Below are 13,720 nucleotides of genomic sequence, written 5' to 3'. Positions count from 1 at the left end.
CTGCTCGACGTGCACATCCCTGCCACGCCGGGGTTCGTCACGAGAGACTGTCGTGCATGGAACGTGACCACGTCCCGGCCACGCCGGACCACCCGACCGCTGACCCCATCGCTCCCGACAGCACCGATGACGACGGATCTCCTGCCCTCGAACTGCACGCCCTGACGAAGAACTTCGGTGACAAGGCCGCGGTGGACGGTGTGTCCTGGCAGGTGCCGCGGGGGTCGTTCTGCGGGCTCGTCGGCCCGAACGGGGCGGGCAAGACGACGGCCCTGTCGATGGCGGTCGGGCTGCTGCGACCCTCATCGGGCACCGCACGGATCCTCGGCGTCGACATGTGGGCCGACCCGGTCGAGGCGAAGACCCATCTGGGTGTGCTGCCGGACGGGCTCGCGCTGCCCGAACGCCTCACCGGGGCCGAGCTCCTGACCTACTGGGGGCGGCTGCGCGGCATGGAGCGGGAGGTGATCAACACCCGTACCGCCGAGCTGTTGCGGGTGCTGGAGCTGGCCGAGGCCGAAGAACTCGGCACCACGGTGCTGGAGTACTCCACCGGTATGCGGAAGAAGATCGGACTGGCGACCGCCCTGCTGCACTCGCCCAGGCTGTTGGTGCTCGACGAGCCGTACGAAGCCGTCGACCCGGTGTCGGCGCGGGTGTTGACCGCGATCCTGCGGCGGTTCGTCGCTGCCGGTGGCACCATCATCATCTCCAGCCACGTGATGTCGCTGGTGGAGACGTTGTGTGACCGGGTGGCGATCATGGCCCGCGGCAAGGTGTTGGCCGACGGCACCTTGGACGAGGTGCGCGGCTCCAGGACGTTGGAGGACCGGTTCGTCGAGCTCGTCGGCGACCGGGAGCTCGAGGGGGAGGAGCTGTCGTGGTTGGGATCCTGACCTCGATGAAGTTCGCCATGCTCGGGCACTCGTCGCAGGGCATGCGGTTGATCGGCTGGCTGCTCGGGATCGTGGCACTGATCATGACCTGGGGGCCGGCATCGCCGCGTCCGACGAGGCCCGGCCGAGTGTGTTGATGCTCGCCTCCGCGATCTGGGGGATCGGCGCGGTGTTCGGCCCGGTCACCGTGTCGGGGGCCGGCGTGCTGCGGGCCGACTACTTCACCCTGCTGCCGATCGACCGTCGGCGTCTGGCGCTCGGGTTGCTGGGTGCCACCTTCCCGGGTGTCGCCAGCGGCTACCTGTTGCTGGCCTTCGCCGCGGTCGGCGTCCATGCTGTCGTCCTGTCCCCGGCCACCCTGCTGGTCGTGCTGGTGGCGGTGCCGTTGCTGTGGGTGATCACGATCGCGCTGTCCCGGGTGGTGTACGGGGTGCTGGGGGCGGCGATGCAGACCTGGCTGGGGATCGAGATCTCCGGCATCCAGTTCGGCTTCCTCATTGCCTCGCTGTTCACCGGCTGGATGGTGGTGACCGCGGCGATCCCTGACGTGCCGGGATTCCTGGCCACGGGCCTGCCCGACAGCATCAACGCCGGACTGGGTTGGTTTCCCACGTCGTGGCCCCTGCAGGCCGTCGAGGCCGCGGCGGCCGGCAATCTGGTCGGGGCGGTGGGATGGCTGGCCGGGCTGCTCGGCCTGGCCGCGGTGCTGTTGCTGCTCGCCGCCCAGCTGTTGCGCCCCGATCTCGGCAGCAGCTCGACCTCGGGCCGGCAGCGCCGTCCGGCCGGCAGCCGGGTGCTGACAGGGCGGCCGCTGTTGCCGGACACGGCCCTGGGGGCTGTCGTCGGCAAGGAGTTGCGGCAGTGGTGGCGTGACCCGTGGCGCAAGCTGGAACTGCGATCGTCGGTGTACGCGGGGTTGTTCGTCGGGCTGTTCGCCTACGTGTCCGGGGACTACGCGGTCGTGGCACCCCTGTCCGGCCTGGTGATCGCCTGGATGGTCTCCATGGGGGGCTGCAACCTGTACGGCCAGGACGGGTCGGCAGCCTGGCTGAGCATCGTCGGCCAGCGGGCCGACACCGTACGGGCCGAGGTCTGGGGCCGACAGATCGCACTGCTCCTGCTGTTCGCCCCGCCGGCGGTGATCGTGTCGGGAGGCCTCGTGCTGTTGTCCCGGGCGTGGTGGTCGATCCCGGTCCTGCTCGGCGGCCTGGCCGCGCTGCTCGGGGTGTCGGCCGGCATGGCCGTGCTCGTCTCGGCCGGCGGCGTGTCGCCCGGTGTGGACCCCCGCCGACGCGTGGGCCCCAACGATGCCGGTGGCGACCTGACCCTGCAGGGCCAGGTCGCCTTCTGGGGCGTGGCGCTGTTGATCGTCCCCACGGCCGCCGTGTTGGCAGCCGGACTTGCCACCGGTGTCGAACTGATCACCTGGATCGGTGTCGGGGTCGGGATCGTGAACGGCGTGCTGGGGAGCGTCCTGCTCGGCCGGATGACCGTCGGCTACCTGGAACGCCGGCTGCCGGTCGTGTTCGCGCGGATCCGGTACCCCGGTGACCTGGCGGCCAATGCCGGTGGTGGTTTCGCCGGCTGGCTGGAGAAGGCGAGCCATCAGTCGGAGATCACCGCGGCCGAGGAGAAGGCCAAGGAGAAGCGCAAGCGTGTCGAGGCCCGCAAGAAGAAGGCCACCGCAGCCAAGTGATCAGTCGCCGGGATCAGGTGATCGGTTCGACCCGGTGGCTTTCGAGCGAACGGTGCAGGGCGTCCAGCACCGCCGTCACGTCGCGCGACGACCGGATCGTGATCAACGGTTCGGTGCCGTCGAGGATGCAGCTGATCATGTGGTGCAGCGCAGCGGTCACCGCACCGGAGCGTCGCCCGTGGATGTCGCTGCCGACCGACTGCCGCGGGAACTCGTACGACTCCTCGGTGGTGAGCCACACCTGGTCGTCGATGCGGGGCAACTGCAGGACGCCCCGTTCGCCGGTCACCTGGATCCAGGAGTCGGTCATCGTGGGATAGGTGTTGGGGTAGATCCAGCACGACTCGAACGTGGCGACGCCGCCGCCCTCGTAGGTGACCTGGGCCTGGATCGCGTCGGGGGTGTCGATGCCCCGTCCGGTCAGGACCCCGCTGACGGAGTTGGCGTACACCGAGACCGGCCGGTCGTCGAAGAACCAGTTGACCAGGTCGATGTCGTGGCTCGACAGGAACCAGGCGCAGGTCGTGTCGGCGGCCCACGACAACATCTCGGTGGGGACGAAGATGCGGTCGTTCTTGCGGGCGTACGCCATTCTTGGCCGCCCGATGTTGCCGGCCGCGATCTCGGCCCTGGCCCGGGCGTACGGCGGCATCCACCGGTGGTTGAAGCAGGTCATCAGCGTGGTGTCGGCCTGCTCCACCGCGGTCACCAGTTCGTCGGCCTCGGCCAACGACGTGGTCAGCGGCTTCTCCACGAAGACGTGCTTGCCGGCGGCCAGCGCGGCCAGGCAGATCTCGTGATGCCGGTCGTCCGGCGTCGCCACCGTCACCAGGTCGACGGCCGGATCGGCGAGCAGGTCGTGGTAGTCGTCGGTGGCCCGTGGCGCCTCCGCCGCCTGATCATGGTGGGCACGGTAGCGGTCGGCGAGCTCGGCCGCCGACGCCTGCGGCAGTGCGGCCACGCCGACCAGTCGGGCGCGGGGGTCGTCGGCCAACGATGCGGCGTGGCTGGTGCCCATGATGCCGGCACCGATGATGCCGACGCCGATCCGTTGCGACTGTTCCACCACGGTTGCCACCCCTTCACGGATGCCTCGACGCTGCCTACGCTGCATCGTAGGCGGTGCCCGGCTGCCCGTACCCACAGGAGGACAGATGCGTCTCGCCGTTGTCGGACTGGGCTGGATGGGCATGTTGCACGCCCGGACGTTGTCGGGGCTGCCCGATGTGACGGTGATCGGGGTCGAGGTCGATCCGACGGCGGCCGCAGCAGCGGCCCATGAGCTGGGCATCGAGGTGGTCGACACCGTGGCCGCGGCTCTCGATCGCTGCGACGCGGTCGTGGTCGCGCTGCCGGATCACCTGCACGTGGACGCCACGATCACGGCGTTGGCCGCCGGGAAGCCTGTCCTGGTGGAGAAGCCGCTGGCCACCAGCTCGGCGGACGGGCAACGGATCCTGGCCGCCGACGAAGCAGGCCGACTGATGGTCGGCCATGTGCTGCGCTTCGACGAGCGGCTGCGTGAGCTCAAGCGGAGGCTCGACGCCGGGGTCCTCGGCGAGCTGCGCTACGTCCGGATCCACCGCTCGAACTCGGTCGCATCGGGGGAGCGGATCGGGGCCCGAGCCTCGGTGCTGGAGTTCTTGGGCGTTCACGACCTCGACCTGCTGTTGTGGTTGACCGGGCAGGTCGTCACCGGCGTGACCGCCAACGCCCGCCGGGTGTTCACCGACAACTGGGACGTGGTCACCGCCGGGCTCACGCTGTCGGGCGGCACCCTCGCCCAGCTGGAGAACCACTGGCTGATCCACCGGGCGAGCGCCCGCGGCTGCCTGGCCGGGGTCGAGCTGTTCGGAGACCGCGGCACCGCGCTGGTCGACCTCTCCACCGACGAACTGCAGCTGACCACCGACGACGAGCCGCGTACGAAGTTCGTCGACAGCCGGAACTGGACCCACGACCCGGGCGTCCAGGGTGGATCGTTGCGTCGCCAGGATGCCGCCTTCCTCGACGCCGTACGGACCGGTGCGCCGATGCCGATCACCGGGGCCGACGGACTCCGTGCCGTCCGGGCGGTGGAACTGATCAACGCCGCCCTCGAGTGAGCATCGACGCGCTCGGGGGGTGGTGAGTGTCCGCTCCGGCGGTGGGGCGGTGGAGTTGGTGGACTAGCGTGGCAACCACCGCCTGACAGGAGGGCTCCCATGGCCACCGTCGCCGAACACATCGTTGCCACGCTGAAGGCCAACGGCGTCTCCCGGGTCTACGGAATCCCCGGCGACTCGCTGAACGGATTCACCGATGCGCTCCGCAAGGACGGTTCGATTCGTTGGGTCCACGTCCGACACGAGGAGGCCGCCGCCTTCGCCGCCGCCGCTGATGCCGCGACGACCGGGGAGTTGGCGGTGGTGGCCGGGTCCTGCGGGCCGGGCAACCTCCACCTGATCAACGGACTGTACGACGCCAACCGCTCCCGGGTGCCGGTGCTGGCCATCGCGGCCCACATCCCGACCGAGGAGATCGGCAGCAACTACTTCCAGGAGACCCATCCGCAGGAGCTGTTCGCCGAGTCCAGTGTCTACTGCGAGTACGTCGCGCAGCCGCAGCAGTTGCCGAGGCTGCTGCACATCGCGCTGCGGACCGCGATCGAGGAGCAGGGCGTCGCCGTGCTGGTCATCCCCGGCGACGTGGCACTGGCCGACTCGACCACCGACGCGGTGCACGCGATCGAGCGCACCCGTCCGGTGATCAGGCCCAACGATGATGAACTCGACCGTGCCACATCCCTGCTGGACAAGGCGAAGAAGGTGACGATCCTGGCCGGCGCCGGGGTACAGGGCGCCCACGCCGAGGTGATCGACCTGGCTGATCGCCTGGGGGCTCCGATCGTGCACGCCCTGCGGGGCAAGGAGTTCATCGAGCACGACAACCCGTTCGACGTCGGCATGACCGGGCTGCTCGGCTTCGCGTCCGGCTACCGGGCGATGGACGCCGCTGACACCCTGTTGATGTTGGGGACCGACTTCCCGTACCAACAGTTCTATCCCGACCACGCGACGACCATCCAGGTCGACATCCGTGGTTCACAGCTGGGGCGCCGTCACCCGGTCGACCTCGGTCTGGTGGGGGACGTGAAGGCGACCGCGGCCGCGCTGGCTGAACGGGTGAAGCCCAAGAAGCGGCGGACCCATCTCGAGGACTCCGTCAAGCACTACGGCAAGACCCGGGCCGCCCTCGACGAGCTTGCCGTGCCGTCGCGGGGCAAGCAGCCGATCCACCCGCAGTACCTGGCCCGCCTGATCGACCAGGCGGCCGCCGAGGACGCTGTGTTCACCGCCGATGTCGGCTCCCCGGTGGTGTGGGCGGCCCGCTACTTCACGATGAACGGACGACGCAGGTTGATCGGGTCGTTCAGCCACGGGTCGATGGCCAACGCCCTGCTGCACGGGATCGGTGCCCAGGTCGCCCATCCTGACCGACAGGTCGTCGCACTGGCAGGCGACGGTGGCCTGGCCATGATGTTGGGTGAGTTGATCACGCTCACCCAGAACGACCTGCCGGTGAAGACGATCGTGCTGAACAACTCGTCGCTGAACTTCGTCGAGCTCGAGATGAAGGCGGCCGGGTTCGTCACCTACGCCACAGATCTGGCCAACCCCAACTTCGCCGACGTCGCCACCGCGTTGGGGATCTTCGCCCGTCGGGTCGAACGGTCGGCCGATCTGCCGGGTGCGGTCGCCGAGGTGATGGCTCACGACGGTCCCGCCCTGCTCGACGTGGTCACCGAACGGCATGAGCTGTCGATGCCGCCCGCGATCACCGCCCAACAGGTGAAGGGATTCACGTTGTACGCCATCCGCACCGTGATGTCGGGACGAGGCGACCAGCTGCTCGACCTGGCGAAGGCGAACTGGCGCCAACTCTTCTGAGCCCCGACGTCCCGGGCCCCCCTCGACCAGCTCGGGGGGCGGGTCAGGTGATCATGAGTTCGGCCGGCAGGCCGAGGAAGGCGCCGTAGCGGTCTGCGGCGGCGGTCAACGCCACCACCTCGTGGCGGCTGAGCTTCCGGTGCGGCAGCAGGGTGAACCTTGCTGTCGTGGCGGTGAGTTGGCGCTTCATGCCGGCGACCAACTGTCCGTCGAGCAACGCCATGCCGATGGCCTGCTCCCGACCGCGCGGCACCTGGCCCGCGGCGTCCAGCACCCAGCGCGTGTTCAGGTGGTAACCCCGATACATCTCGTCGAGGACCTGCAACAGGTGCGCCGCCAGCTGTTGATCATGGTCCGGCGGACTTCCCGTGGCGTGGAACCAGGGCCGCCCGTCGTACTCGAACGACTCGAGTCGATCACGTACGGCCTGCACAGCTCGGCGGGCATCGGTGAGGGTGAGGGTTGCCCAGTAGGCCAGGTCGTCCACCGTCGCGGGACCGTGGCCGGTGTAGTAGCGCAAGGCGAGTCGCCCCAGGGCCTCGTCCCGGTCGAACTGGTCCGGTGGTGTCCGGAGGCCCACCCGGGTGACGAAGTCGGCATAGGTGTGCTCGCCCTCGCGGGGGGTGCCACTGCACACCCACCGGTCCAGTTCCGCATCGGCCATCACGAGCATCATCACGTGGCTGGTGAGCCGTTCCGCCATGGCGGGGAACCGTTCCCGCACGTGGTCGGCAACCTCGGTCCGGGTGCGGTCCGGCTCGTGGGTCAGGAACTCGGTGACGGCGACGGTGAGTTGCTCCTGTTCGGACGCGCCGAGACCGTGCTGGTCGCGGAGTGCGGCCACCGGACCGCGTCGCACCCGAGGTCCGGTGAGCGCCAGCAACCAGTCCAGGTCGTCCCGACCGACGTAGTGCCAGGTGGGCCGCAACACATGGGTCCGCAGCACCTCCCCGGACGCCAACAGGCCGGCGAGATCCGTCGGGTCGGCGGCCCGGGTCCGCGTCCCCACGGCCCACGCCGACTGGCCCGGATTCTCCGCCTGGACGGCCAACAGGTGGTGCACCACCGCGGCGGCCGACCCTGCGTGCGGGGAGGTGAGGTACTGGTTGCGCAGTCGCCAACGAGCGATCTCGATGTCCACGGCACCAGCGTGCCGCACATTCCGGACGTACACCGTCCGGTGTGCCGGCGAGGTGCCCTCGAGCAGCCGGTTGGCCGCTGGCCGCGCGTCCCCTCGGTCCGCCATATGTCGACTTCGATATCATGTGGGACGAGCGACCAAGTCTGCCCGTGCCAATGACCTGCTGAGACATCACATGGGAGGGCCAGTGACGACGCAGTACGACACCACACGGACCGGTGCAAGGAATCGCGCCGCCAACCTGAGGGCTGACGCGGCGCGCAACCGGACCGAGATCCTCCGAGTGACGGCCTCGGTGTTGCGCGACGACCCGGACAGCTCGATGGCCGACATCGCGGCTGCCGCCGGCGTGGGCCGGATGACCCTGTACGGACACTTCCCGACGCGAGCCGAACTGTTGGACGCCGCCATCTGCGACACCCTCGACCGTGGCGACGAGCAGTTGGACAAGATCGACCTGGAGGGAGACGTGTGCGACGCCTTCGCCCGCGTCATCGACTCCTGCTGGGACCTGGTGAACCAGCTGCGCGTGCTGTTGTCGGCGGCTCAGCAGGAAGGCGTCCGGACGCTGCGGGACCTGCGGGTGCCCTCCGACGCCAAGGTTCGTCGCCTGTTGGAGCGTGGGCAGCGCGAGGGTGCCTTCCGGACCGACCTGCCGATGCCGTGGCTGCTCGCGACGACCCACATGATCATGCACGGCGCGGCGGACGAGATCGAGGCGGACCGGCTGGACCCCGAGGAGGCCCCGGAGCTGATCCGCCGCACGCTGCACAGTGCCTTCCGGCAACCCGTGGAGTGACTGCGCCAGTACCCGGTCACCAGGGTCGGCGGCCAGCACCCGTCGAGAGGGCTCGGCCCGATGCGTCGTCACCCACCACGGACCGGTTCGGTCGGCCAGACACCCGAACTGCCGCGACGATGTGATCCGACCAGGTGCGTGTCGACCATCCCGATGGCCTCCATCAACGCGTACATCGTGGTCGGCCCGACGAACGAGAATCCCTGCTTGCGCAGCGCCTTGGACAGCGCCAGTGACTCCGGTGACGACGTCGGGACCTCGGCGTACGAGGTCGGCCGCGGCGTCTCGTCCGGCCGGAACGACCAGACGAACTCGACCAGCCCGACCCCGTCGCGCAACCGGACGGTCGCCGCGGCGTTGCCGATGGTCGCGTTGATCTTGGCCCGGTTTCGTACGATGCCGGCGTCGCCGAGCAACCGGTCGACGTCCGCGGTGCCGAAGGCGGCGACGACGTCGGGATCGAAGTGGGCGAAGGCCTCCCGGAACCGTGGCCGTTTGCGGAGGATGGTGGCCCACGACAACCCGGACTGGAAGGCCTCCAGGCTGATCCGCTCGAACAGGCCGCGCTCGTCGGTGACGGGCATACCCCATTCGGTGTCGTAGTAGTCGCGGAGCAACGGGTCGGTGGCCGCCCAGCGGGGCCGGGCCAGGCCGTCGTCGCCGATCACCAAGCCGTTGCCCATCGTGGAACCTCCATGATCATCAGCGCCGTGTTCTTGTGCCGGTTCCGATCCGGGGCGGGGTCGGGGGCGGGTGCCCCGTCCATGATGGACCGGCGACGCCCCCACCGCCAACGCCCGGACCGCCAACGCCCGCTCCGCCAACGCCCCGACCTCATCCGCGGGTGCGCTCCAACTCCAGCAGCGTCGACTTGGCCGGCAGTCCACCCACGTAGCCGCCGAGGGTTCCGTCGCTCCGCAGCACCCGGTGACAGGGCACCACCACCGGCAGTGGGTTGGTGGCACAGGCCGACCCGACGGCACGGACCGCCGTCGGCCGACCCAACAGGCGCGCGACGTCGCCGTACGACTCCGTGTGCCCGTAGCCGATCCGCGGCAGGTGCTGATGGACGAGGCGTCGGAACTGCCCGGTCGACAGGGTGTGGTCCAGCGGCAGGTCGAACGCGGTCCGTCGGCCTGCGAAGTACTCGTCGAGCTCTGCCGCGGCGACGTCGAGCCGGTCCGGTGCCCGCAGGACCCGGGGGCTCAATCGGGTGGCCAGCGCCTGCAGCACGACGTCGAAGTCCTCGGTGGCGTACGCCACGCGCACCAGCCCGCGTGGTGTGGCGGCCAGCAGCAGGGTGCCGACGGGGGAGTCGACGGTGCGGTAGGCGACGTCGAGCAGGTCGTCGGCCGCCGCGCGGGCGGCGAGCCGTTGCTGCAGGAGGCGCAGGTCGTCCGACGAGGCGTCGAACCGGGCTGCTGCCAAGGGTTCGCCCTCCGACACGGTTGCCGGTGAGGGTGAGGTGTCGGGCCGGCCGGGCGAGGTCGACTCGCGGTGGGTGTTGTCGTTGATCATGATCGGGCTCCTTCCCGGACGGTGAGGGTGCGGCGGAGTGAGGCGATGCCGTCGGCGGCGGCTCGTCGGACGGCCGCCGGGGTGCCACCGATCAGCTCGGCGGTCTCGGTGTGGGGGAGGCCGCCGAACCAGTGGTACGCCACCGCGAGTCGTTGCCGCTCCGGCAGCGCGGCGACCGCCGCCCACAGGTCGAGCTCGACGTCTTCTGGCCGGCCGAGGGGTGAGGTGGTCTCCGGCAGGTGTTCGGTCGGCACGGGGCGCCGCTGCCGACCGCGGATCACGTCGACCGCCTTGCGGTGGGCCACCCGGACCAGCCAGGCCTCCACGTTCGTGTCGTCGTCGAGGTCGGGCCACGCCCGCAGCGCGGCCAGGAACGTCTCCGACCACGCGTCGTCGGCATCCGCCCCGGGCCCGAGGACGGCGCGGCACACCCGCAACACGGTGGCACCGTGGGTGGTGACCGCTGAGTCGTACGGCTGCTTCATCTTCATCACCGAGTAGTCGCGGTAGTGGGGTCGGTTGTGAGGTCCCATCCTTGCGTGTCGGTCAGCTGTGCTGGTGGTGCCGGTGCGCCGGCGTGGCCGTCCTCGTGTCATCGGTGCACGTCGCGTGGACCGAGGTCGCGTGGGTGCACGCGCCCCCGCCGCCGGTGCCACGACCGGCCGTGGTGGTGTCGGCGGCCGGCGCGACGGCGCAGCCGCAGGCTTCGCCGCGCCAGGCCAGGACACCCTCGCGGACCGCCAGTCCGGCGATCACGAGTCCTGCGATCGGGTCGGCCCACCACCAGCCGAGGGTGGCGTTGAGCAGCAGCCCCACCAGCAACACCGCCGACAGGTAGGTGCACAACAGCGTCTGCTTGGAGTCGGTGACCACCGATGCCGAGCCCAACTCGCGGCCGGTGCGCCGTTGGGCCCACGACAGGAACGGCATCACGACCAGGGACACCGCGGCGATGCCGATGCCGAGCCGTGACGGGTCGGCCTCCCCGAAGCCGGCCAGGCCCCGTACCGCCTCGAACGTCACGTACGCCGCCAGGGCGAAGAACGCGATCGCCATCAGCTTGAGCGCCAGCGCCTCGCGGGACTCGGGCAGACGGTGTCGGAACTGCCACAGGATGATCAGCCCCGAGGCGAGCTCGATGGCCGAGTCGAGGCCGAAGCCCACCAGGGCCGCTGACCCCGTCAGCCGGCCGGCGGAGATCGCGACGACGGCCTCGATCACGTTGTAGACCACGGAGAAACCGGCCAATAGTTGGGCCCGCCGCACCAAGGTGGCGCGGCGGTCGCGGCTGGCGGCCTCACCCGTGGCGGTGGTGGTCATCGAACGGTTCCGTTCGTCCGTCGGACTGTCGAACGGTTCCGTTCGTCGGGTCGGGTCGCGGGGCCGAGCCGGGGCACAGCGTGACGGCGTCGCCGGTGACCTCGAGCAGTCGTTCGGCGGCCCCGAGAAGGTCGAGCAGTTCCGGGTGGCGGAGGCTCCACATCGACGCCCGGCCGACCGGACGGGAGGTCACCAGGTCACAGTCGCGCAGGCAGGCCAGATGGGCCGACACCGTGGACTGGGCCAGGCCGAGGTGGTCGGTCAGGTCGACGACCCGGTGCTCGCCCAACGCCAGGTGCTGCACGATGGCGAGCCGGGTCGGATCGCCCAAGCTCTTGAACATCACCGCGGCCGAGGCGAGGGCGACAACCTCGAAGGGCTCCGCCAGGTCGGGTGGTTCCACGGCCGCGACCGACACAGCGGTCTCCGTCGGCTCAGGTACGCCCGCCATCGATTTCATCGTCACAGAGCGATGATAACGCCATACGTCGTGAGATGGAACCCCGGCATCCCTCCGCTGGACCGCCGGTCTGAGTCAGCGGAGCCGTCAAGGGCTGAGCGGCGCGAGTTTCCCTTAGGATGGAGGCCCGCCGTTCAAGGAGGTCCGATGTCCGTCCCACCGCCCCGGCCCGACCGGCCCAACGTGCTGCTCATCGTGTCCGACGACCACGGGTACGGCGACCGCAGTGCCCTGGGCATCAACGACGACGTGGCGACGCCGAACCTGGACCGCCTTGCCGCCGAGGGCCTCACCTGCACCGACGCGTACGTGACCGCGCCGATCTGCAGCCCGTCACGTGCGGCGATCATCTCCGGTCGGCAGCAGCAGCGCTGGGGTGGGCTGTGGTTCGACAGCGCCCGGTTCCCACCCGGCGACGAGCCCACGATCGCCGAGGCATTCGCCGCCCGCGGCTACCGGACTGGCTACTTCGGCAAGGTGCACTACGGGACCGAGGACGTCGGTGACCGGGCCTGCCCGCCACACCACGGCTTCGAGACCACGCTGTACGGCCTCGCCGGCCAGTCGATCGGCCGCCTGAACTACCTGCACCACTCGCGCCGGGCGCAGGCGGACTACGGTGAGGCCGCCGTACCGATGGCGGTGCAGCCACTGCTCAGCGGCGACGAACCGGTGGAGCACGAGGGCTTCCTGACCGAGCTGATCGGCCGACGGGCCGGTGACTTCCTCGCCGCGCCCGACGACCGGCCGTTCTTCGCGATGGTGGCGTTCAACGCCGTCCACAACTTCTGCTGGCAGCTGCCCGAGGACGAGCTCGCCAAGCGCGGGCTGCCCCCCTACCGCGACTGGGATCCCAACTCCGGCACCGGTTACGGGGAGTGGTACGACGACGCGATCGTGCCCAACCTGCCGCACGGCCGCGAGTACTACCTCGCCCAGCTCGAGCTGATGGATGCCGAGGTCGGACGGCTCCTTGATCAACTCGAAGCCTCCGGCCAACTGGCCAACACCTTGATCATCTACACCACCGACAACGGTGGCTCCACCTGCAACTTCGGCGACAACACCCCGTTGCGCGGCACCAAGTACACCCTGTGGGAGGGCGGCATCCGGGTGCCGATGCTGCTGCGCTGGCCGGCGCGGATCGAGCCCGGGTCGACCACCGATGCGCTGGTGTCCACCACCGACATCTACCCGACCGCACTGGCTGCAGCCGGGGTCGATCCGGCCGACCTCGGCCCCGTGGACGGGCGGGACGTACTCGCCGGACCACTCGAGCGGGGCCACGAAGCCCTGCACTGGGAGTGTGGCTTCCAGTGGGCGGTCCGCGCCGGTGGCTGGAAGCTGAGCTGGGCCGACCCGGATGCCAAGCAGGTCAAGAACCTGATGGCCCACGAGCACGCCCCGATGGGTCGGGGCCAGTTCCTGGCGGACCTGTCGACCGATCCGTCGGAGCAACAGGACCGCAGCGCCGAGCGGCCTGATCTGGTGGCCGAACTCACCGCCCGTCACGACGCCTGGCGGGTCGAGGTCGGACTGGGTGCTCGCTGAATTTGTGTGTGCCAGCATGGAGGTCAGCACCGGTCAACGCAAGGAGTTCCCATGACACAGTTTTCGCTGACCCAACTCGCCGAGGAACACCTCGCGACGGCGCGAACGGCGTCCTCGGGCCGCTCGGCCGACACCGTCCACGGCGGCAGTGGCCACCAGCTGCGACAGACCGTGCTGGCGCTGCTCGCCGGGCAGGGACTGGCCGAACACGACAGCCCCGGTGACGCGACCCTGCAGGTGTTGCAGGGGTCGGTACGGCTGACCGCCGGCGACGAGGCCCTCGACGGTACGGCGGGTGACCTGTTGGTGATCCCGCCGACCCGGCACGCCCTCGAGGCCGTCACCGACGCCGTGGTGCTGCTGACGGTGTCGAAGTCGGTCTCCTGAGCCGACGCCCCGGCATCAGTCCG

General features: G+C 69.9%; 15 protein-coding genes. 8 read left to right on the top strand and 7 right to left on the bottom strand.

The genetic code is table 11. From position 1 onward, the window contains the following. The first annotated feature begins 56 nt into the window (after positions 1 to 56). The 3 genes from ACQBAU_RS12905 to ACQBAU_RS12895 are packed head-to-tail and all read left to right on the top strand — an operon-like array spanning position 57 to position 2,592. On the top strand, positions 57 to 896 hold the full coding sequence (locus ACQBAU_RS12905) for an ABC transporter ATP-binding protein (protein WP_465257069.1): 840 nt from the start codon (positions 57 to 59) through the stop codon (positions 894 to 896). After that, complete coding sequence (locus ACQBAU_RS12900; RefSeq protein WP_465257068.1) at positions 881 to 1,033, top strand: hypothetical protein; 153 nt, start codon at positions 881 to 883, stop codon at positions 1,031 to 1,033. Before ACQBAU_RS12905 ends, ACQBAU_RS12900 begins: the two co-directional genes overlap by 16 nt. Continuing rightward, complete coding sequence (locus tag ACQBAU_RS12895) at positions 1,033 to 2,592, top strand: hypothetical protein (protein WP_465257067.1); 1,560 nt, start codon at positions 1,033 to 1,035, stop codon at positions 2,590 to 2,592. The genes ACQBAU_RS12900 and ACQBAU_RS12895 overlap by 1 nt, the downstream gene beginning before the upstream one ends. A 13-nt stretch (positions 2,593 to 2,605) precedes the next feature. Here the strand turns inward: ACQBAU_RS12895 and ACQBAU_RS12890 are convergent, their stop codons facing one another. Beyond that, positions 2,606 to 3,661, bottom strand: a complete 1,056-nt coding sequence (locus ACQBAU_RS12890) for a Gfo/Idh/MocA family protein (RefSeq protein ID WP_465257066.1) — start codon at positions 3,659 to 3,661, stop codon at positions 2,606 to 2,608. 85 nt (positions 3,662 to 3,746) lie between these two features. Between ACQBAU_RS12890 and ACQBAU_RS12885 the strand changes: the two genes are divergently transcribed. Both ACQBAU_RS12885 and poxB read left to right on the top strand, forming a co-directional pair. After that, positions 3,747 to 4,697, top strand: a complete 951-nt coding sequence (locus tag ACQBAU_RS12885) for a Gfo/Idh/MocA family protein (protein WP_465257065.1) — start codon at positions 3,747 to 3,749, stop codon at positions 4,695 to 4,697. Between the two features lie 99 nt (positions 4,698 to 4,796). Further along, complete coding sequence (poxB, locus tag ACQBAU_RS12880) at positions 4,797 to 6,521, top strand: ubiquinone-dependent pyruvate dehydrogenase (RefSeq protein WP_434548915.1); 1,725 nt, start codon at positions 4,797 to 4,799, stop codon at positions 6,519 to 6,521. A gap of 43 nt (positions 6,522 to 6,564) precedes the next feature. Here the strand turns inward: poxB and ACQBAU_RS12875 are convergent, their stop codons facing one another. Next, positions 6,565 to 7,662 (bottom strand): winged helix DNA-binding domain-containing protein, encoded by a 1,098-nt coding sequence (locus tag ACQBAU_RS12875; protein ID WP_434548916.1) that lies wholly within the window; start codon positions 7,660 to 7,662, stop codon positions 6,565 to 6,567. Between the two features lie 187 nt (positions 7,663 to 7,849). On the opposite strand from ACQBAU_RS12875, the gene ACQBAU_RS12870 reads away from it, so the two are divergent. Continuing rightward, entirely contained in the window at positions 7,850 to 8,461 is a 612-nt protein-coding gene (locus ACQBAU_RS12870) for a TetR/AcrR family transcriptional regulator (protein ID WP_434548917.1), read from the top strand. A 68-nt stretch (positions 8,462 to 8,529) separates the two neighbouring features. Here ACQBAU_RS12870 and ACQBAU_RS12865 read toward each other — a convergent pair whose 3' ends face one another. From ACQBAU_RS12865 to ACQBAU_RS12845, 5 genes are all read right to left on the bottom strand, one after another. Next, positions 8,530 to 9,144 (bottom strand): DNA-3-methyladenine glycosylase I, encoded by a 615-nt coding sequence (locus tag ACQBAU_RS12865; protein ID WP_465257064.1) that lies wholly within the window; start codon positions 9,142 to 9,144, stop codon positions 8,530 to 8,532. Positions 9,145 to 9,295: 151 nt separating this feature from the next. After that, positions 9,296 to 9,979 (bottom strand): methylated-DNA--[protein]-cysteine S-methyltransferase, encoded by a 684-nt coding sequence (locus tag ACQBAU_RS12860; RefSeq protein ID WP_465257063.1) that lies wholly within the window; start codon positions 9,977 to 9,979, stop codon positions 9,296 to 9,298. After that, positions 9,976 to 10,512: an RNA polymerase sigma factor gene (locus ACQBAU_RS12855; protein WP_434548920.1), complete on the bottom strand. Its 537-nt coding sequence runs from the start codon at positions 10,510 to 10,512 to the stop codon at positions 9,976 to 9,978. The genes ACQBAU_RS12860 and ACQBAU_RS12855 overlap by 4 nt, the downstream gene beginning before the upstream one ends. 13 nt (positions 10,513 to 10,525) lie before the next feature. Beyond that, the gene (locus ACQBAU_RS12850) at positions 10,526 to 11,299 is read right to left on the bottom strand and encodes a cation diffusion facilitator family transporter (protein WP_434548921.1); all 774 of its coding nucleotides are present in this window, start codon (positions 11,297 to 11,299) and stop codon (positions 10,526 to 10,528) included. Further along, the gene (locus tag ACQBAU_RS12845; RefSeq protein WP_434548922.1) at positions 11,277 to 11,750 is read right to left on the bottom strand and encodes an ArsR/SmtB family transcription factor; all 474 of its coding nucleotides are present in this window, start codon (positions 11,748 to 11,750) and stop codon (positions 11,277 to 11,279) included. The genes ACQBAU_RS12850 and ACQBAU_RS12845 overlap by 23 nt, the downstream gene beginning before the upstream one ends. 156 nt (positions 11,751 to 11,906) lie before the next feature. Here ACQBAU_RS12845 and ACQBAU_RS12840 point away from each other — a divergent pair, with 156 nt between their 5' ends. After that, positions 11,907 to 13,310 carry a sulfatase family protein gene (locus ACQBAU_RS12840; protein ID WP_434548923.1) on the top strand — a complete coding sequence of 468 codons (1,404 nt, stop codon included), beginning with the start codon at positions 11,907 to 11,909 and terminating at the stop codon, positions 13,308 to 13,310. Between the two features lie 51 nt (positions 13,311 to 13,361). Continuing rightward, positions 13,362 to 13,697, top strand: coding sequence for a cupin domain-containing protein (locus tag ACQBAU_RS12835; protein ID WP_434548924.1), 336 nt, complete (start codon positions 13,362 to 13,364; stop codon positions 13,695 to 13,697). Positions 13,698 to 13,720: the final 23 nt, after the last annotated feature.

It is taken from the genome of Carbonicoccus niuqiaonis (assembly GCF_050157065.1).
Classification (GTDB): Bacteria; Actinomycetota; Actinomycetes; order Propionibacteriales; family Propionibacteriaceae; genus Avipropionibacterium.
This window is presented reverse-complemented; position numbering and strand designations above follow the sequence as displayed.